The organism is Mycobacterium ulcerans subsp. shinshuense (genome assembly GCF_002355775.1).
Taxonomy (GTDB): Bacteria; Actinomycetota; Actinomycetes; order Mycobacteriales; family Mycobacteriaceae; genus Mycobacterium; species Mycobacterium marinum.
In genome coordinates this window covers 3,127,713-3,146,628 of sequence record NZ_AP017624.1, presented here as the reverse complement: position 1 = coordinate 3,146,628, position 18,916 = coordinate 3,127,713, and the positions used below count along the sequence as shown (strand labels likewise).

At 64.7% G+C, this 18,916-nt stretch carries 9 protein-coding genes and 5 pseudogenes; 8 read left to right on the top strand and 6 right to left on the bottom strand.

Annotation, left to right across the window (positions count from 1 at the left end; all coding sequences use genetic code 11):
• Positions 1 to 12: 12 nt before the first annotated feature.
• The 5 genes and pseudogenes from SHTP_RS14110 (at position 13) to SHTP_RS30035 (ending at position 7,370) form a co-directional block, all read left to right on the top strand.
• Positions 13 to 1,929, top strand: coding sequence for a PE family protein (locus SHTP_RS14110; protein WP_096370926.1), 1,917 nt, complete (start codon positions 13 to 15; stop codon positions 1,927 to 1,929).
• 293 nt (positions 1,930 to 2,222) lie between these two features.
• Positions 2,223 to 3,026 (top strand): annotated as a pseudogene (locus SHTP_RS14105) (PE family protein); the annotation flags it as partial.
• Between the two features lie 135 nt (positions 3,027 to 3,161).
• A complete protein-coding gene (locus SHTP_RS14100; protein WP_420873007.1) occupies positions 3,162 to 4,364 on the top strand; it encodes an ISAs1-like element IS2404/ISMul1 family transposase in 1,203 nt (400 codons plus the stop codon).
• Positions 4,365 to 4,522: 158 nt separating this feature from the next.
• The gene (locus tag SHTP_RS14095) at positions 4,523 to 5,107 is read left to right on the top strand and encodes a hypothetical protein (RefSeq protein WP_231991640.1); all 585 of its coding nucleotides are present in this window, start codon (positions 4,523 to 4,525) and stop codon (positions 5,105 to 5,107) included.
• A 417-nt stretch (positions 5,108 to 5,524) separates the two neighbouring features.
• A pseudogene (locus SHTP_RS30035) lies at positions 5,525 to 7,370 on the top strand (PE family protein).
• Positions 7,371 to 7,496: 126 nt separating this feature from the next.
• Here the strand turns inward: SHTP_RS30035 and SHTP_RS14085 are convergent.
• Entirely contained in the window at positions 7,497 to 8,699 is a 1,203-nt protein-coding gene (locus tag SHTP_RS14085; RefSeq protein ID WP_420873008.1) for an ISAs1-like element IS2404/ISMul1 family transposase, read from the bottom strand.
• 251 nt (positions 8,700 to 8,950) lie between these two features.
• Between SHTP_RS14085 and SHTP_RS14080 the strand changes: the two genes are divergently transcribed.
• Complete coding sequence (locus SHTP_RS14080) at positions 8,951 to 9,715, top strand: ABC transporter permease (RefSeq protein WP_096370924.1); 765 nt, start codon at positions 8,951 to 8,953, stop codon at positions 9,713 to 9,715.
• Between the two features lie 161 nt (positions 9,716 to 9,876).
• Here the strand turns inward: SHTP_RS14080 and SHTP_RS14075 are convergent.
• Both SHTP_RS14075 and sucB read right to left on the bottom strand, forming a co-directional pair.
• Positions 9,877 to 10,773, bottom strand: a pseudogene (locus SHTP_RS14075) (TIGR01777 family oxidoreductase); the annotation flags it as partial.
• Between the two features lie 4 nt (positions 10,774 to 10,777).
• Positions 10,778 to 12,562, bottom strand: coding sequence for a 2-oxoglutarate dehydrogenase, E2 component, dihydrolipoamide succinyltransferase (gene sucB / locus SHTP_RS14070; protein ID WP_096370923.1), 1,785 nt, complete (start codon positions 12,560 to 12,562; stop codon positions 10,778 to 10,780).
• Positions 12,563 to 12,790: 228 nt separating this feature from the next.
• On the opposite strand from sucB, the gene SHTP_RS14065 reads away from it, so the two are divergent.
• A complete protein-coding gene (locus SHTP_RS14065; protein ID WP_096370922.1) occupies positions 12,791 to 14,575 on the top strand; it encodes an SDR family oxidoreductase in 1,785 nt (594 codons plus the stop codon).
• Between the two features lie 4 nt (positions 14,576 to 14,579).
• Here SHTP_RS14065 and SHTP_RS29010 read toward each other — a convergent pair.
• From SHTP_RS29010 to SHTP_RS14050, 3 genes and pseudogenes are all read right to left on the bottom strand, one after another.
• Positions 14,580 to 14,923 (bottom strand): annotated as a pseudogene (locus SHTP_RS29010) (aminopeptidase).
• A gap of 114 nt (positions 14,924 to 15,037) precedes the next feature.
• On the bottom strand, positions 15,038 to 16,597 hold the full coding sequence (locus SHTP_RS14055) for a leucyl aminopeptidase (protein WP_172900548.1): 1,560 nt from the start codon (positions 16,595 to 16,597) through the stop codon (positions 15,038 to 15,040).
• Positions 16,598 to 16,608: 11 nt separating this feature from the next.
• Positions 16,609 to 17,753, bottom strand: a pseudogene (locus SHTP_RS14050) (adenylate/guanylate cyclase domain-containing protein).
• 44 nt (positions 17,754 to 17,797) lie between these two features.
• Here SHTP_RS14050 and gcvT point away from each other — a divergent pair.
• Positions 17,798 to 18,901, top strand: a complete 1,104-nt coding sequence (gene gcvT / locus SHTP_RS14045) for a glycine cleavage system aminomethyltransferase GcvT (protein WP_012394913.1) — start codon at positions 17,798 to 17,800, stop codon at positions 18,899 to 18,901.
• Positions 18,902 to 18,916: the final 15 nt, after the last annotated feature.

Below are 18,916 nucleotides of genomic sequence, written 5' to 3'. Positions count from 1 at the left end.
GAGGCAAGCGATATGTCGTTTGTGAATGTGGTGCCAAACACGGTGGCGGCCGCGGCGGGCGATTTGGCGAGCATTCGCTCGGCGCTCAGTGAGGCCACTGCGGCGGCGGCGGGGCCGACGACTGACGTGCTGGCTGCCGGCGGCGACGAGGTATCGACGGCGATCTCGCAGCTATTTGGCGCCCACGGCCAGGAATTCCAGGTCGTGAGCGCCCAACTGAGGGGATTTCACGACCAGCTGGTGAGGTTGATGCGGGCTGGTGCGGCTGCCTATGCCAGCGTCGAGGCCACCGCGCAACAAGACTTGTCCATGGCCGAGCAGGGGCTGGTGAACGCGGTCAACGCGCCTGCCCAGGCGCTGTTGGGGCACCCGATAATCGGCACCGGCGGATCCGGCAGTCAGTCCGCGACCACGGGAACATCGACCTCGGGCGTGACGAGCGGTTCGGTCGCGTCCGGCTCGGCGGCCGGTTCTGTTTCGTCCGGTGCGACCGCTGGCACTGTCTCGGCCGGTGCGACGACCGGTTCGGTTGCCTCCGATGCGACCGCTGGCACTGTCTCGGCCGGTGCGACGGATGGTGCGGTTACCTCCGGCACTACCGCCTCGTCGTCCGACGGGACGACTGTGTCCGCGGGTGGCGTCGCTGCAACTGACCCCGGCTCCGATGGTGGTGTCGCGGTGAGTGACCCCGGCTCGGATGGCGGTGTCGCGGTGAGTGGGTCTGGTTCCGGCAGCGGCGTTGCGGTGGGCGGCACAGACACGCCAGGGACATCCGCGCCGGCTCCTGTCACCCCAAACACATTCGGCGACGTCGTCGCCGCGCCGTATCAGACGCTGATCTCCAATACGGTCACCAACCTGCAAAGTCTCGACGGCGCCTGGGCGGCCAATCCGGCGCCGTTCCTACATCAGCTGATCGCCAACCAGATGGGCTACGCGCAGACTGCCGCGACTGCGCTGCAAAGCTCAGTCAGCAATTTGCCCGCGGCGTTGGCGCACTTGCCGGCCGATATCCAGCTCGGTACCCACTCCCTAATGGCCGCTGACCCGGGCGCGTTCCTACACTCGCTGGTCACCAATCAGCTCGGCTACGCCCAGACGATCAGCACGGCACTGCAAAGCGCTGCCCATGACTTTGGTACCGGAGCGGCGGCATTGCCGGCGGCTTATCAGGCGGCCTTCCAAGACTTCATGGCCGGCAACGTCAGTGGCGCGGCCGACCATCTCGAATCGGGTTTGGCAAACCTGTTCATCACGGGTCTTGACGTGACTGCCGGTTCGGATGCCGTCCTGAGCATCACTCCGACGGGGACAGTTGGAGACCTCTTGCCGATCTTGGGCATTCCTGGGCAGATGGCGCAGAACTTCACCAACCTGCTGCCAGCCGGATCGGTACCGGAACTGGTATCGCAGAACTTCACCAACATCGTCAACGCCGCGACAAACACGGCCGTTACCTCAACGCTGACCCTCGTCGTAGATCCGAGCAGCCCCACCGGTATCGGGGTGGCCATCGACGCCACTATGGGTTTGCCGTTGGCGTTAGGAGTTGAAGCCCTCGGCGGACCTGTCGATGCGATTGATGCGTTTGGTACCAGCGCGACAGCGTTCGTCACTGCGGCGCAAAGCGGAAACGTCTTGGCGGCGACCGCCGCAGTGCTGGATGCTCCTGCTGTCGTTGCGAATGGCTTGCTCAACGGTCAGTCCACATTCCCGTTGACGATCGACGCATTGGGCATCCCAACGACGCTGAATCTGCCGATGGACGGAATTCTTGTGCCGGCCGGCCCCTACACCGCGACCATTCCGGATCTTGGCGTCACGGCCACCGTCAATGGCACACCGCTTGGCGGCGTTGCACCGGGGCTCCTGACCTTGCTGCCCGAACAGCTTGCCGAGGCGATCGGCGCAAGCCCAGTCACTGACTGAGCTTGCCGCGACGCCCGATCATCGGCGGTGCCGCCAATCTGTCCTTCGTCCTCGCGGGCGCGCCGACCAGCCGTTGAGGTGTTCGCCGTTTGCTTTGACGTGAGTGGGTTCACTTCGCCCCATTTCGTGGGTATCGGACTCCCACAGGATCTGGCCCGGAGCGGAGGGGTCATATCTTAGGGCGCGAGAACAAATTCATCAGTTTTCCAGCGGGTTAATACAGTGCCCTATTAGTCTCGACTTGCCTTGGTGATTATCGGGAGGTCGCCACGGCGGGGCGAGAGGAGCCAAGGATGTCGTTTCTACTTGTGCAGCCGGAGATGGTTAGCGCGGCCACGGAAAGCCTTACGGCAATCCGCTCCGCGTTAGGCGAAGTCAGTGCGGCAGTCGCGGGTCCCACGACCGCGGTGGTGGCCGCCGCCGGTGACGAGGTGTCGGCGGCGATTTCTCAAGTGTTCGGTGCCTATGGGCAGGAATTTCAAGCGCTCAATGCCCAAGCGGCGGCGTTTCAAGCCGAGTTCGAGGGTTTGCCGAGTGGCGGCGCTGCGGCATATGTCAGCGCCGAGGCGTTGAACTCTTCGGTCTTCGGGCCGCCGATGCAGGAATTGCTCAAGGTGGTCAATGCGCCGACGCAAATGCTGCTGGGACGGTCGCTGATCGCCGACGGGGCCAACGCGACGGCGGCCGGCGGCGATGGCAGGCCCGGTGGAATCTTGATGGGCAAGGGCGGCGACGGGGCGCCCGGCGGCCCCGGTCAGCCCGGCGGTAACGGCGGGGCCGCTGGCTTGATCGGTACCGGCGGTGCCGGAGGCAAGGGAGCGCCGTCTATGCCCGGCGGGCTCGGGGGCCGCGGCGGGTTGCTGTGGGGCGACGGTGGCAAGGGCGGCGATGGCGGTGCTCCGGTGTATGACGCCTGGGGCTATTTGCTTGCTGAAGCCGGTACTGGCGGCGCGGGCGGCTTGCCGGGAATATTCGGTGGGCTGCCGGGAGTTGCGGGCGCCTGGGGCGGTGAGGTGCCTACCGCGCTAGCGGCCCCGATGGCTCTGTCGGCGGCGGCGAGCAGCCCCGCTGCAGTCGGCGGTGCCTACCCAGGGCTCCGGCGTTGTTGATTAGCAGGCTTGTGAGCTGGGTTGATGATCTTTGGTGCCGCGCTATTGGGGCCGGAGTGTAGGCACGGGCTATCTGGAGAACGATCGAGTTGGTTACTGTTCGTCGTTGGTCTGGAGTTGCCCGTGCCTACCGTTTCAGTATTGCCTGTGTCGTCGGTTCCAGAGGTGTTCGACCGCTGGAGTCCTGGTGAGCGCAGCGGGCTCATCGGATCGGAGTTTCTCGATGTGTTGGCCTCGGTGCCAGACCCGAGGGACCCACGCGGTCGGAGGTATTCGCTGATGGCTTTGTTGGCGATCGCGGTTCTGGCCACTGCCGCGGGGATGCGCGGCTATGCTGGTTTTGCCACATGGGCGGCCACCGCTCCCGATGATGTGTTGGCCCAATTAGGGGTCCGGTTCCGGCGGCCCAGTGAGAAGACCTTCCGCGCTGTTTTGTCTCGGCTAGACCCCGCCGACCTCAACGCCAGGATGGGCAGTTACTTCACTGCACACGTGGCCAGCAGCGACCCCAGTGGATTGGTGCCGATCGCGTTGGACGGCAAGATGCTGCGTGGTGCTTTACGCGCCAAAGCGACAGCCACGCATCTCGTGTCGGTGTTCGCCCACCGTGCCCGATTGGTGCTCGGTCAACTCGCTGTCGCCGAGAAAAGCAATGAAATTCCCTGCGTACGTGCCCTGCTCACGCTGCTGCCGGGTAGCTTGCGGTGGCTGGTCACCGTGGATGCGATGCATACCCAGGTCGTCACCGCGAAGTTGATCTGCGCCACCTTGAAGTCGCACTACCTGATGATCGTCAAGTCCAACCAAGCCAAAATACTTGCGCGTATCACCGCGCTGCCCTGGGCCGAGGTGCCCGCAGTCGCTACCGACGACTCCCGCGGCCACGGCCGTGTCGAGACCCGCACCCTGCAAATCATCACCGCTGCACGAGGAATCGGCTTCCCCTACGCAAAACAAATCATCCGGATCACTCGTGAACGCTTGATCACCGCCACCGACCAGCGCAGCGTGGAGGTGGTCTATGCCATCTGCAGCCTGCCGTTCGAGCACGCCCGCCCTACCGCGATCATGGCCTGGATGCGTCAACACTGGGGAATCGAGAACAGCCTGCACTGGATACGCGACGTCACCTTCGACGAAGACCGTCAAAGGGCACATACCGGAAACGGCGCACAGGTCCTAGCAACGCTACGCAACACCGCGATCAATCTGCACCGCCTCAACGGCGCCGACAACATCGCCGAAGCCTGCCGGATCACCGCTTTGACCGCCAACCGCCGCCTAGACCTCCTCAATCCACAATTCCCCAGCTCACAAGCCTGCTAATCAACAACGCCGGAGCCCTGGGTGCCTACCAGACCCTATTCGACAACACGTGGACCAACCTGCAAGCCATCGGCGCCACCTGGAATGCCGATCCGGCGCCCTTCCTGAGTCAATTCATCGCCAACCAACAGACCTACGCCAATACGGTGTTTACGTCCTTGTCGAACTCGGTCCAAGACTTCGGGGCGGGATTGGTGGCGTTGCCGGCGGCCTACCAGGGGGCCTTCCAAGCACTCATGACCGGCAATGTCAGTGGAGCGGTCGAGATCCTGGGGAAGGGCTACCTCGGTTTGGTCTTTAACGGCTTCGATTACACCAATGTGCCAGTTGTTACCGTGCAGGGCGCCTTGGGTGATCTCCTGCCCATGACCACCATCCCCGGTCAGATTTCGCAGAACATGACCAACGTGCTACAGACGGTTACCGACACATCGATCATGGCCAACATCTCCTTGTTGAACCCATCGTTCACCACTGGTTTTCCTCTGACGCTTGCTCTTGATGCGCTGGGGGCGCCGATCGTCACCGGTCAAGCAGCTTTGCAAAGTGCGACGACCTTTATTGATGCGGTCCAGGCTGGCGATGTCGCGGGGGCATTCGGTGCCATTGTTTATGCGCCTGCCGTCATCGCCAACGGGTTCCTCAATGGCGAAGGGACGATAACGCTGGATCTGCCGACCTACCTGTCGCCCATTTCTGGAACAGAGTCGTTGACGTCAGCGATCCCGATTGGTGGATTTTGACTCCGCTGCAGCCTGTGGAGTCGACCATAGTGTTCCGGGTGCTCCCGCATACGCCGCCGGTCACTCAACATATAACCCTCGATGGTACGGAGTTTGGAGGCCTCATCCCTGGCCTGCAGAGCGCGTCCGCGCAGCTAGCGGATGCGATCAAGCTCAGCTAGTAGATGACGCGAACCTGTCCGTGTGGGCCTCGATGCACGGTCAGGCGCGACGTGGTGGTCGGCTCCGGCGGTGACGGTGTCGCGTTGACTGAGAGCCGCAACCACGGCCATCCGGTTGTCTTGGCATGCCTCGAACAGATTCGTGGCTCCAATCTCCTGCGGCCAATTCTTCGCCTAACAGGTTTGGGGCTGACACCCTCTGGGTACCCGCGCCCTGCGCCGTGCGTCACGCGTTGGGCAACGAGGGGGGCTGACTTTGTCGTTCGTGATCGCTGATCCGGAGATGGTGACGGCAGCGGCGGCAGATTTGGCGGGCATCCGCTCGACGCTCGGGGCGGCCGCAGAGGCGGCCGCAGGGCCAACAACCGGCGTGGCGACTGCGGCCGCCGATGAGGTATCGGCGGCCATCGCGCACCTCTTCGGTGCGTATGGGCAGGAATTTCAGGCTCTCAACGGCCGAGCGGCAGCGTTTCATGCCGAGCTCGTGCGCTTGTTGAACGGTGGCGCTGCAAGCTATCTGAGTGCCGAGGTCGTCAACGTCGAAGCATTGCTCGGCCAATCGCTGAACGGCGGTGCGGCCGCTGCCGCCGATCCTCTCAGCGGGCTTCTGGGATCGATCCTCGGCACTAGCTCAGGAGGTAGCGGAAGCGTTGGCGGGATCCTCGGTGGTAGCGGGGGGCTGTTGGACCCGATCCTGTTCGGGGGCACTGGTGGGCTCCTTGGCCCGCTGGTGGGGGGCAATGGCGTGCTGACTTCGCTCGTCGGCTCCGGACCTTTGGGCCCGTTCTTCAACGGTGTCGGAGGGGAGATCGGCGTCGTCACATCCGCTCTGATCGGCGGCGACGGCGCCGTGTTGCTGTCTGATCAGATCGGCGGCATCACGGGCGCCCTCACTAGTCTGCCCGGATTGAGCGGCCTGCAGACATTGCTACCGGGTCTGTTCCCGTCCTCCGGGGACACAACCACAACACCTGCGCCTGGCGGTGCCTGGCAGCAACTCTTTGAGAACACCAGCTCGAACCTGAATGCCCTCGGCACAGCATGGTCTGAAGACCCATTCCCGTTGCTGCGTCAGGTGATCGCCAATCAGCAGGGCTATGCGTACACGCTCGGGCAGGATCTCAGCCTCGCGATCCAGAACCTACCCACTGAGCTGGCACACCTGCCGGAAAACATCGAGACCGGGATCCAGGGATTTCTAGCTTTCAACCCCGGCCTCTACGCTCAGCAGTTCGTCGCCGGCACGATGAACGACTTCCACACGATCGGCACGTCGCTCTCGGAAGCGGGTCAGGACCTTCAGATCGGGCTGGCCGGCTTCCCGGCCGACATGCAGCCAGCCTACGAGGCGTTCGCGGCCGGCAACTACAACCTGGCGGTCAACGACGCGACGAAGGCCTTGCTCAATGTCTTCATCACCGGATTCGATACCAGCAACTTGAACGACATCAGATTGCTGGGGCCGGTAGCGGACCTGTTCCCGATCCTGGCCCTCCCCGGGCAGGATGTTCAGGGCTTCAGCAACCTGTTGCCTGCCGGCTCGATTCCCGCGCAGATGACTCACAACCTCGCCAACGTGCTCAATGCGCTTACCGATACCAGCATTTCGACGACGATCTCCGGAACCTTGGATCCGCCCGCACTTGTACTCGACGCTAACTTCGGTCTGCCGTTGTCGATCCTCTTCGGTGTCGCGGGCGCGCCGGTTGCGGGTCTCGACGGACTGGCCACCGCCGGGACAACGATTGGCACTGGCGTAGCAACCGGGAACCCGTTCATGGTGGTCGGTGGCCTAATCGACGCGCCGGCGGTCGTCTTGGACGGCTTCCTCAATGGCGAAACGATTGTCGACATGTCGTTGCCGGTGACCTTCGATGTGCCAGTCCTCGGGCCGCTAAACATACCGGTCGTCATTCACCTTCCCTTCCAAGGGCTTTTGGTTCCGCCGCATCCGATTACAGCGACGGTGCCGCTGGAGATTCTTGGGGTCGACATCCCAATCAACCTGACGCTCGGTGGCACCCAATTCGGGGGGGCTGGTGCCCACGCTGGTGAACTACACGTCCCGGCACCTGGCCAACGCAATAACGCCCGCCGCGTAGTGCCCCCGGCGCCGCCGAAACCTGCAGGTGCTTGCCGGTGATCGTCACTGGCGCGTAAGTCGCTCGGAGCAAATGATTCTGCTCATTCCAATCTCACAGGGTGTGCCAGGGCTCCGGCGTTGTTGATTAGCAGGCTTGTGAGCTGGGGAATTGTGGATTGAGGAGGTCTAGGCGGCGGTTGGCGGTCAAAGCGGTGATCCGGCAGGCTTCGGCGATGTTGTCGGCGCCGTTGAGGCGGTGCAGATTGATCGCGGTGTTGCGTAGCGTTGCTAGGACCTGTGCGCCGTTTCCGGTATGTGCCCTTTGACGGTCTTCGTCGAAGGTGACGTCGCGTATCCAGTGCAGGCTGTTCTCGATTCCCCAGTGTTGACGCATCCAGGCCATGATCGCGGTAGGGCGGGCGTGCTCGAACGGCAGGCTGCAGATGGCATAGACCACCTCCACGCTGCGCTGGTCGGTGGCGGTGATCAAGCGTTCACGAGTGATCCGGATGATTTGTTTTGCGTAGGGGAAGCCGATTCCTCGTGCAGCGGTGATGATTTGCAGGGTGCGGGTCTCGACACGGCCGTGGCCGCGGGAGTCGTCGGTAGCGACTGCGGGCACCTCGGCCCAGGGCAGCGCGGTGATACGCGCAAGTATTTTGGCTTGGTTGGACTTGACGATCATCAGGTAGTGCGACTTCAAGGTGGCGCAGATCAACTTCGCGGTGACGACCTGGGTATGCATCGCATCCACGGTGACCAGCCACCGCAAGCTACCCGGCAGCAGCGTGAGCAGGGCACGTACGCAGGGAATTTCATTGCTTTTCTCGGCGACAGCGAGTTGACCGAGCACCAATCGGGCACGGTGGGCGAACACCGACACGAGATGCGTGGCTGTCGCTTTGGCGCGTAAAGCACCACGCAGCATCTTGCCGTCCAACGCGATCGGCACCAATCCACTGGGGTCGCTGCTGGCCACGTGTGCAGTGAAGTAACTGCCCATCCTGGCGTTGAGGTCGGCGGGGTCTAGCCGAGACAAAACAGCGCGGAAGGTCTTCTCACTGGGCCGCCGGAACCGGACCCCTAATTGGGCCAACACATCATCGGGAGCGGTGGCCGCCCATGTGGCAAAACCAGCATAGCCGCGCATCCCCGCGGCAGTGGCCAGAACCGCGATCGCCAACAAAGCCATCAGCGAATACCTCCGACCGCGTGGGCCCCTCGGGTCTGGCACCGAGGCCAACACATCGAGAAACTCCGATCCGATGAGCCCGCTGCGCTCACCAGGACTCCAGCGGTCGAACACCTCTGGAACCGACGACACAGGCAATACTGAAACGGTAGGCACGGGCAACTCCAGACCAACGACGAACAGTAACCAACTCGATCGTTCTCCAGATAGCCCGTGCCTACACTCCGGCCCCAATAGCGCGGCACCAAAGATCATCAACCCAGCTCACAAGCCTGCTAATCAACAACGCCGGAGCCCTGGAAGGGGGACTCGGCATGATCGTTTTCCGGGATGTATCCACACGTCATCGTCACACTGTGTGTCGGCCCGAGGCGCATAGTTCTAGCGTTGCGTGGCAGGTCTGGGTAATGCTCGAGCGTAACCTGATCAGAGTCAGGCGAAGGCCAGAGGCGCTCATGCAGTTGCTATTGCAGCCCATTGCGTTCATGTTGTTATTCACATTTATTGTTGGACGATCGATCAGCGAAAACGCGGCACCGCACTACCGTGAATACCTGTTGCCGGGTATCCAGGCGCAGGCGATAGTAGCGACAATAATACTTGTGGGGGCGGCGATCTCTGCGGATGTCGAAAATGACGTCTTTATCAGATTCCGTTCGCTTCCAATATCTAATTCCGCGCCGTTGATCGCGCGCGGCCTGGTCTCGCTGCTCTACGCGGCGATCGTATACATTCTGATCGGTATTAGTGGCATGCTCATTGGGTGGCGGATGCACGGCAGCCTGGCCGATGCTGTGCTGGCTTTCGTGCTGGTACTAGTTTTCGGTGTCGGGTTTATGTGGCTGGGCATGGTGGTTGGCTTGATGGTCAGGACTGTGGAGGTAGTTGGTGCTGCGGTGTTCTTGATAACGCTGCCAATTATTTCCATATCGAACTGCTTTGTGCCAACACAGCCTATGCCGCACGCGCTGCGCGTGATTGCCGAATGGAATCCGCTCTCATCCTTGGCGCTGGCATTGCGCAAGCTCACCATCGATGAGCCAATGGCGCCGCCAAGCGCGCTATTGCCACTGCATCATCCGGCATTGTCCACGCTGATCTATTCGATAGTTCTGACCGCACTATTGGCTCCTATCGCCATACGCGCCTATATCCGCCGCACTTCCCTTTAGCCCTGCTGTTGAGCTGGTTGTGTGTCTTCGGCATGACACGCAGGGGCCGATCGGTCCGTTTGCGCAGTAGTCGGTGGGGCGACTTGGCACCTGGCCCGCCCTGGTGGCGGGTTCCGCCGAGCATGCTCGCGGTGTCCGGAGTTGTGCGAGATCTGGTCGCGGCGTGCTGTGGCGTAGCTCAACGCTTCACCAATTGTGTTGTGGTGAAACTGGAAACCGGCTTGCTCGAGTGCGGTGGGGATGGCGCGTTGGCCTATCAGCAGGCCTTCGTCGGCGAACTCGCCGAGGGCGGCGCGCGCCGCGAAACCGGGCAGCATCAACGGGGTTGGGCGGTTTAACGCGCGTCCGAAGGCGGTGGTGAATTCGGCATTGGTTACCGGCGCGGGCCCAGCCATGTTGACCGGGCCTGACAACGTCGGGTTGGAGATGGCGAACAGCAGCGCGCGCACCTCGTCTTCGAGGCTGATCCATGCCATGTACTGGCGGCCGCTGCCCAGCCGGGCGCCGAGTCCCACTGAGAACGCCGGGCGCAACGGGCGTAGGGTGCCTCCCGCCGGGGCCAGCACCAGGCCGGTGCGCGCCAATACGACCCGGGTGCCGGCGTATTGGGCGGGTAGCGTGGCGGCTTCCCAGTCCACGCACAGCTGGGCGAGAAATCCCATTCCGGCTGGGTCGTTTTCGTCGACCACCCGGTCGCGGGTGTCCCCGTAGTAGCCCACCGCGCTGGCGTTGATCAAGGTGGGCACGCCGGCGTCGGCGACGGCGCTGGAGAGCACTTCGGTGGGTGTGATCCGGCTATCGCGCAGGCTCTGTTTGAAGGCGCCTGACCAGCGGCGGCGGCCGATGCCGACGCCACACAGGTTGATGACGACGTCGACATCGGTGAGTGCGTCGGGATCGAACTCGCCGCTTTCGGGGTTCCAGTGCAGCTCTTCGGAATTGGCCGGAGTTCGGCGCACGATCCGAAGCACGCGGTGATCGGCCGCGCGTAGTGCCGCTGCCAACGCCGAGCCGATCAATCCAGACGAACCCGCTATGGCGACAACGGCTTTGCCCACGCTCTCAGAGCCCCAGGTCGGCCTCGAAAGCTCCCTCTTCGAGGCGGTGCTTGATGGTGGTGAGGAAACGTCCCGCATCAGCACCATCGACCAGGCGGTGATCGTAGGTCAGCGGGAGGTAGCACACGGAGCGGACGCCGATCGATTCGTTGCCGGTGTCGTAGACGACCACTCGCGGTCGTTTCACGATCGCCCCGGTACCCAACATGGCGGCCTGCGGCGGCACCAGAATCGGGGTATCGAACAAGGCGCCCTGGCTGCCGATGTTGGTGATGGTAAAGGTGCCGCCGGACAACTCGTCGGGCTTGAGGTTGCCCGATCGAGCGCGGGCGGCGATGTCGGCGATCGCCCGTGCCAGCCCGGCCAGCGACAGATCGCCGGCGTTGTGGATCACGGGGGAGAGCAGGCCCTGGTCGGTGTCGACGGCGAACCCGAGGTGCTCGGCGTCGTAGTAGGTGATCTCCTTGGTTTCCTCGTTGTAGCTGGCGTTGATGTTCGGGTGGATCTTGAGGGCGTCGATCACGGCACGGGCGATGAACGGCAAGAAGGTCAGGTTCACACCCTCCCGCTCGGTAAAGGACCCCTTGGCCCGGGCCCGCAGCGCCACGATCCTGGTCATGTCGACCTCATGGGTCTGAGTGAGCTGCGCGGTTGCCTGCAGGGATTCGCGGGTCTTGATCGCGGTGATCTGCCGAATCCGGCTGGCCTTCTGCTTGGTGCCCCGCAGGTGTGCCAGCGCCGCGGCCGCAGCCGGGGCTGCCGCCTTCGAAGGCGAGGCGGGAGCCGAAGCCTGAGCAGCCGCTGGCTTGGCCTCTGGTCGCTCTTTCTTCTTCTCGGCAGCGGCCAATACGTCTTGCTTGCGGATGCGACCGCCGACACCGGTGCCGGTCACCGAGTCGAGGTCGATGTTGTTCTCCTCGGCCAGTTTTCGGACCAGGGGAGTCACGTAGGGGGTGCCGTCGCCCGCACTTGGTGCCGGGGCGGCCGCGGGCTGCGGCGTTGCCGCGGGCGCAGGCTTGGGCTCGGGAGCCGCCTTGGGCTCGGGAGCCGCCTTGGGCTCGGGAGCCGCCTTGGGCTCGGGCGCGGCCTTGGGCTCAGGAGCGGCCTTGGTTTCGGGGGCCGCCTCGGGGGCGGGGGCCGGCTTGGACTCGGGCGGTGCGGCGGCCGCAGATCCGGAGCCGATCCGTGCCAACTCGCCGCCGACCTGGACGACGTCGTCCTCCTCGGCGGTGATGCTGAGCAGGACGCCGGCCACCGGTGACGGGATCTCGGTGTCCACCTTGTCGGTAGACACCTCCACCAGCGCTTCATCGACCTGAACCGAATCCCCGACCTTCTTCAGCCAGCGAGTTACGGTGCCCTCCGCCACCGACTCGCCCAGTTCGGGCATTAGCACCGGGGTCGCGTCGCCACCAGCAGCCGACGAGCCTCCGGATTGGGGTTTGGCTTCGGGTTGCGGCTCGGGCTCGGCCTCCGGTTCGGGCTGAGCCGCCGCGGCGGGCTCGGCCTCGGGCTCCGGTTGGGACGGCGCATCGCCGCCGCCACTCTCGGCCGCATCGCCGATGATGGCGAGCTCACCGCCGACCTCGACCGTGTCGTCCTCCTTGGCGACGATCTTGGTCAGCACGCCGGCGGCCGGCGAGGGAATTTCGGTGTCGACCTTGTCGGTAGAAACCTCAACCAGTGGCTCGTCGATCTCGACGGTGTCGCCCTCCTGCTTGAGCCACCGGGTGACGGTTCCCTCGGTGACGCTCTCACCGAGTGCCGGCATCTGGACTGAGAAGGCCATCGTTTTTGACTCCTAGATCGGTCGTCGGTAGGCATAGGCCGACCTCTGGCTTACCACACAGTCGTGCACCAGGTACGGAACCCAAGTTGATCTCGAAACCTATCCTGTCACTGTCGCTTGGTCGGCTCGCACCCAGGGCGTGGCGCTTGGCCCGCGGGGCTTGTGTATGGCGCTTGCTACGGTGTGGCGACTGATTGGCATAACAAGTCGCAGGTGGGCGGAGGTCCGATGCCGGCAACAAAACAAGCACCCCAGCAGTTCGTCGACAGCGTTGGTGGCGTGCGGATCGCTGTCTATGAAGAGGGCAACCCCGACGGCCCGACGGTGGTGCTCGTGCACGGTTTTCCCGACTCTCACGTGTTGTGGGACGGGGTCGTTCCGCGTTTGGCCGAACGGTTCCGGATTCTGCGCTATGACAATCGCGGTGTCGGCCTGTCGTCGGCCCCCAAGGCCGTTTCTGCCTACACCACAGCGTGTTTGGCCGACGACTTCGCCGCCGTCATCGAAGCGCTCAGCCCCGGCCAGCCGGTACACGTACTGGGTCACGACTGGGGTTCGGTGGCGATTTGGGACTACTTGACCCGCTCCGGCGCGGCCGATCGGGTCGCGTCGTTCACGTCGGTGTCCGGCCCGAGCCAGGACCAGCTGGTCAACTACATATTCGGCGGTCTGCGCCAGCCGTGGCGGCCAAAAACCTTTGCTCGCGCACTCACCCAGGCGCTGCGGTTGAGCTACATGGCGCTGTTCTCGGTGCCGGTGTTGGCCCCGCTGGTGTTGCGGGCGACGCTGTCGCGTGCCTCGGTTCGGCGCAACATGGTCGACAACCTTCCCCTCGACCAGATTCACCATTCCCACAACTTGGCCAGCGATGCCGCCAACTCGGTGAAGACCTATCCGGCTAACTACTTTCGGGCCTTTTCTCGGCAGTCGCGCACACGCGGCGTGCCGGTCATCGACGTGCCGGTGCAACTCATCGTCAACACCAAGGACCCCTACGTGCGGCCCTACGGGTACGACGAAACCGCGCGCTGGGTGCCGCGGTTGTGGCGCCGCGACATCAAAGCAGGTCATTTTTCGCCGATGTCGCATCCGCAGGTGATGGCGGCAGCGGTGCACGACTTCGCCGACCTGGTTGACGGCAAGCCGCCGAGCCGCGCTCTGCTGCGGGCCCAGGTTGGCCGTCCCCGCAAGTACTTCGGTGACACCCTGGTGGCGGTCACCGGGGCGGGCAGCGGAATTGGCCGGGAAACCGCCCTCGCGTTCGCGCGCGAGGGCGCCGAAGTTGTGCTCAGCGACATCGACGAGGCCACCGTGAAGGACACCGCCGCCGAAATCGCCGCGCGCGGTGGTGTTGCCCACCCCTATGTGCTCGATGTATCCGACACCGAGGCGGTCGAGGCGTTCGCGGATCAGGTCAGCGCCACGCACGGGCTGCCCGACATCGTCGTCAACAACGCCGGCGTCGGCCAGGCGGGGAGGTTCTTGGACACTCCCGCAGAGCAGTTCGACCGGGTGCTCGACGTCAACCTGGGTGGTGTGGTCAACGGCTGCCGAGCCTTTGGTCAGCGTCTGGTTGAGCGCGGTACCGGAGGCCACATCGTCAATGTGTCGTCGATGGCCGCATACGCCCCGCTGCAGTCATTGAGCGCCTACTGCACCTCAAAGGCGGCGACGTTCATGTTCTCGGACTGTCTGCGTGCCGAACTCGATGCGGCCGATGTCGGCCTGACCACCATCTGTCCCGGCGTCATCAACACCAATATCGTCAACACCACCCGCTTCGACGCGCCGCCCGGCAAAGGCGGCGACCAACTGGACGGCCGGCGTGGACAGATCGACAAGATGTTTGCGCTGCGCAGCTATGGGCCGGACAAGGTCGCCAAAGCGATTGTGTCCGCCGTCAAGAAGAACAAGCCGATCCGGCCGGTAGCTCCGGAGGCCTACGCGCTCTACGGCATCTCCCGAGTGCTGCCCCCGGCGCTGCGAAGCACCGCACGCATGCGGGTCATCTGACGCGTCAGACGCTCGCCGCTGCACCTTCGGACCGCCGCGCGAGCACCGCGCCGGCTATTCCGCCGGCCCCGATGACCGCCAGCGGTATCGCCCACATGCCCCTGCTGGACACCGCCGACTGGCATTGCGCGACGACGTCGGTGTGCGGGATGACCTGGTTGGGGATCGGTATGTTGGCGCCATTGCTGTTGTTTGCGTCCCCGCTGCGGACAGGTCAGCCGCCAGGCCGCTGCCGCAAGACACGGAGCCGCCGTCGCCCTTGGATGCCGTCACCGGCACCAACAGCCCAATCGCGCCAGCCACCAAGAGCACGGCGGCTACGGCGATGATCAACCGTCGCACAGTCACAGTCCGGCCATGGGCCGCAGTATCGCCGTCGGTGACCGGACTAACCGCTGTGCTCCTTGGCTAAACCGGCGGTATTTGCGGTGGCAGGAGTTTCGCGATCTTCGCGCTGCGGGTTCAGCCGTTAGCCGCGATGTCCTCGAGCACCGCGAACATGGTGCGGGTCGGCACGCCGGTGGCTCCCTTGGGCGTGTAGCCCCAGGCGCTACCGGTGTTGTACGCCGGGCCGGCCACATCGATATGTGCCCAGTCCACCGCATCGGCGACGAACTCCCGCAAGAACACCCCAGCGACCAACATGCCGGCAAAGCGCTGCCCACTGACATTGGCCAGGTCGGCCACCGTGGATTTCAGGTCGTCCTTGAGTTCGTCCGGCAGCGGCATGGGCCAACCGTTCTCACCCACCTGTTGGGAGATCGCCGCGACCCGGTCGCGGAACTCGTCGCTGCCCATGACTCCGGGGATACGCGCACCCAAGGCCACGGTCTGGGCTCCGGTCAACGTCGAGGTCTCGATCAGATAGTCCGGGTTGTCCTCACACGCCCGAACGATGGCATCGGCCAGGATCAGCCGGCCCTCCGCGTCGGTGTTGAGCACCTCGACCGTGGTTCCGCCGTACTGCGTCAGCACGTCGCCGGGCCGCTGTGCCGTGGCCGAAGGCATGTTTTCGGCGATCGGCACCGTGGCGATCACGTCGATCGGCAACTCCAGCTGGGCCGCCAGCGCGACGGTCGCGATCACCGCGGCCGCGCCACCCATGTCCGAGGTCATGTAATGCATCGACGCGGCCGGCTTGATCGAGATCCCGCCGGTATCAAAGGTCACTCCCTTGCCGACCAGGGCGACCTTCTTGGCCCGTCTGGGGTTCTTGGCCAGCCGCGATCCCCGGTGGGTCAACCGCACCAGCCGCGGCGGGCGGGACGAGCCCTGACCGACACCGACCAGCCCGCCGTATTCGGCTTTTTGCAGTGCCTTCTCGTCGAGCACTTGGACTTCGAGTCCGACCGACTCGCCCAGAACTTTGGCCCGTCGCGCCAACTCGGCGGGATAGAGGTGGCTGGGCGGCGTGTTCACCAGGTCGCGGGCGGTGGCGACGGCGGTTGCCACGGCTGCACCGTGCGCGCAGTGCTTCCGGGCGTCTTTGGCCGTCGTCAGCACGGTGATCTTGTGCAGCCCGGCATCTTTGGGTGCCGTCTTGGCGCTACGGAAGGCGCTGAACCGATAGCTGCCCAGGATCAGACCCTCGACGGCCGCGGCGCAGACACCGTCGCCGGGCAAGTCCGCCAACGTGGTCACCACTGCCTTCGCAGTGCCGAGCGCACGCGCGGCAGCGCCGGCGGCACGACGCACCGCGTCCGGTGTCCACTCATAGCGGGGTTTGCCCAGGCCCACCGTCAGCACGCTGCTCACCGGAAGCGACGACACCACGAGCCGGTGCACCTGGTCACTGGCGCCGGTAGCGTCCAGGGCCCGCAGGCCCGCCTCGATCTCGGCGATCGCATCCGCGCTCAGGAATGGCTCCGCGGAGGCGACGACGGCGCCTGGCCGCTCGCCGGAATGCTCATCGTCGCCGGTCGAGACGACCGGCACGATCAGCACGGATGAACTCACACCACGCTTCGGCAACGAGGTGGCGACATGGACGGTGGGGATTTGGTCACCCGATTCGGCGGTCACGGGCAATCACCCTAGTCACCGCAGCGCGGGCCTGCTTGCCCACCGTCTGGTCGATCGGCGCTGCCTTGCAGTTCGAATGCATTCACCGGGTCGTCAAATCCCTTGAGCGTCAATGGGCCCTGGGGGATCGTGGGCCAATCCGGCAGTTGGTCATGCAACGCCGCATCGGCGAGGACTTGTCCCGGCGCCGCGGCCGCCACCAGACGCGCGGCCAAGTTGACCGGCGTGCCGAAGTAGTCCCCGTTGATGGCCAGTGCGGTGCCGTAGGCAAGTCCGGCCCGCACCTGCAATCCTTCTTCGCGTGCTCTGGGGTGGTGGACCAGGTCGACCGCCGCCTGCGCGAGCCGTTGTGGTGTCGAACTAACCCACATCACCGCGTCACCGATGAACTTCACCATCCGGCCCCCGTCGGCGTGCACCACGTCGGCTACGGCCGCGCCAAACTCGTTGAGCAGGCCCTGTAGCTCCGTCGGCGTCAGCGTTTGGGTCAATACCGTGAAGCTCGACAGATCGGCAAAACCGATGCCGCACACCACGCTGGCCGATGCATCACGAGTGACGCCTTCGAAGTGAGTCCGGGCGCTGGTCAGGTGATGGCGGTGCACGATGTCGATCAGGGTGCCGATGCGGGGGACAAACTCGGCGACCGCGCGGTAGGCCTGCGCCGTGGCCAGTTCGTCATTGGTGTACGTCATTTGGATGTCCGGTGTCCCCGCGCGGATCATCGTCGATTCGGCCTCGGCCAGCCGGGCCATGGCCGCGCCGAGCACCCGCAACAGCCCGAACGCGCCGTCCTCACCCACCACCGATTTCACGGCGAGCCAGGTTGCCAGCGCATCGACGTCGGCCTGGCTCAGGGTGGGTACGTCGGGACCGGCGACGGTGAGACCTAGCAGGGCCCAGATGTGAGCGATGTCGTCGGCAGATAGCCCGAGTTGCTCGCCGGCGGCCGTCAGGGTGTAGATCGGGGGCCTGGCCATTGCAGGACATCGCCGGCGAGGCCGAATAGCCGTCCCCGCCGTTCGGCCTCGGCCATTTCCTCGAGGGTGAAGCCAAGGTCATCGAGGTACTTGATCAGATCGGCCCGCTCCCGGGGGTTAGCGATTCCGGCAGCTTCGAGCGCCTCGAAGTCGAGGGGGTCGGGAGAACCGGACACCTGCCCAAGTGTGCCAGCAGCCGGACCGATTAGGGTGAGACGCCGTGAGTGACGCGCCAGAGTTGATGCAGGGACCGTTGGAAGACCGCCACCGCGCGCTGGGCGCAAGCTTCGCCGAATTCGGCGGCTGGCTGATGCCGGTGTCCTACGCCGGGACGGTCAGCGAGCACAATGCCACCCGCAACGCCGCCGGCTTGTTCGACGTCAGCCACCTCGGTAAGGCACTGGTTCGCGGGCCGGGTGCGGCGGAGTTCGTCAACTCCGCGCTTACCAACGACCTACGCCGCATCGGGCCGGGCAAGGCGCAATACACCTTGTGCTGCAACGAATCCGGTGGCGTGATTGACGACTTGATCGCCTACTACGTTGCCGACGACGAAATCTTCCTGGTGCCCAACGCCGCCAACACCGCCGCGGTGGTCGCAGCCTTGCAGGCGGCGGCGCCGAGCGGTTTGACCATCACCGACCTGCATCGCTCCTACGCGGTGCTGGCGGTGCAGGGGCCGCGTTCGACCGAGGTGCTGGCCGCGCTCGGCCTGCCCACTGAGATGGATTACATGGGCTATGCCGACTCGTCGTACAACGGGGTATCGGTTCGGGTCTGCCGCACCGGGTACACCGGCGAGCACGGCTATGAGCTGCTACCGCCGTGGGAGTCCGCCGGCGTGGTCTTCGACGCCCTGGCGGCCGCCGTTGCCGAAGTGGGCGGCGAGCCGGCCGGCCTGGGCGCGCGCGACACGCTGCGCACCGAAATGGGCTACCCCCTGCACGGGCATGAACTGTCGCTCGACATTTCGCCGTTGCAGGCCCGATGTGGGTGGGCGATCGGCTGGAAGAAGGACGCGTTCTTTGGCCGGGAAGCGTTGTTGGCGGAGAAAGCGGCCGGCCCGCGCCGCTTGCTCCGGGGGTTGCGTATGGTCGGCCGCGGTGTGTTGCGTCCGGGCCTGACGGTGCTCAACGGCTCCACCCCGGTCGGGGTCACCACATCGGGGACATTCTCGCCAACCTTGCAGATCGGTATCGCGCTTGCGCTGATTGACACCGACGCGGGTGTGGAAGACGGCCAGCAAATCACCGTCGACGTGCGAGGCCGTGCCGTCGAGTGCGAAGTGGTGCGTCCGCCCTTCGTCGAGGCCAAGACGCGGTAGGGCGCCCAATCACGT

Coding starts and splice junctions, on each gene's coding strand:
- SHTP_RS14110 (WP_096370926.1), top strand. CDS start 13: ATGTCGTTTGTGAATGTGGTGCCAAACACGGTGGCGGCCGCGGCGGGC.
- sucB (WP_096370923.1), bottom strand. CDS start 12,562: ATGGCCTTCTCAGTCCAGATGCCGGCACTCGGTGAGAGCGTCACCGAG.
- SHTP_RS14065 (WP_096370922.1), top strand. CDS start 12,791: ATGCCGGCAACAAAACAAGCACCCCAGCAGTTCGTCGACAGCGTTGGT.
- SHTP_RS14080 (WP_096370924.1), top strand. CDS start 8,951: ATGCTCGAGCGTAACCTGATCAGAGTCAGGCGAAGGCCAGAGGCGCTC.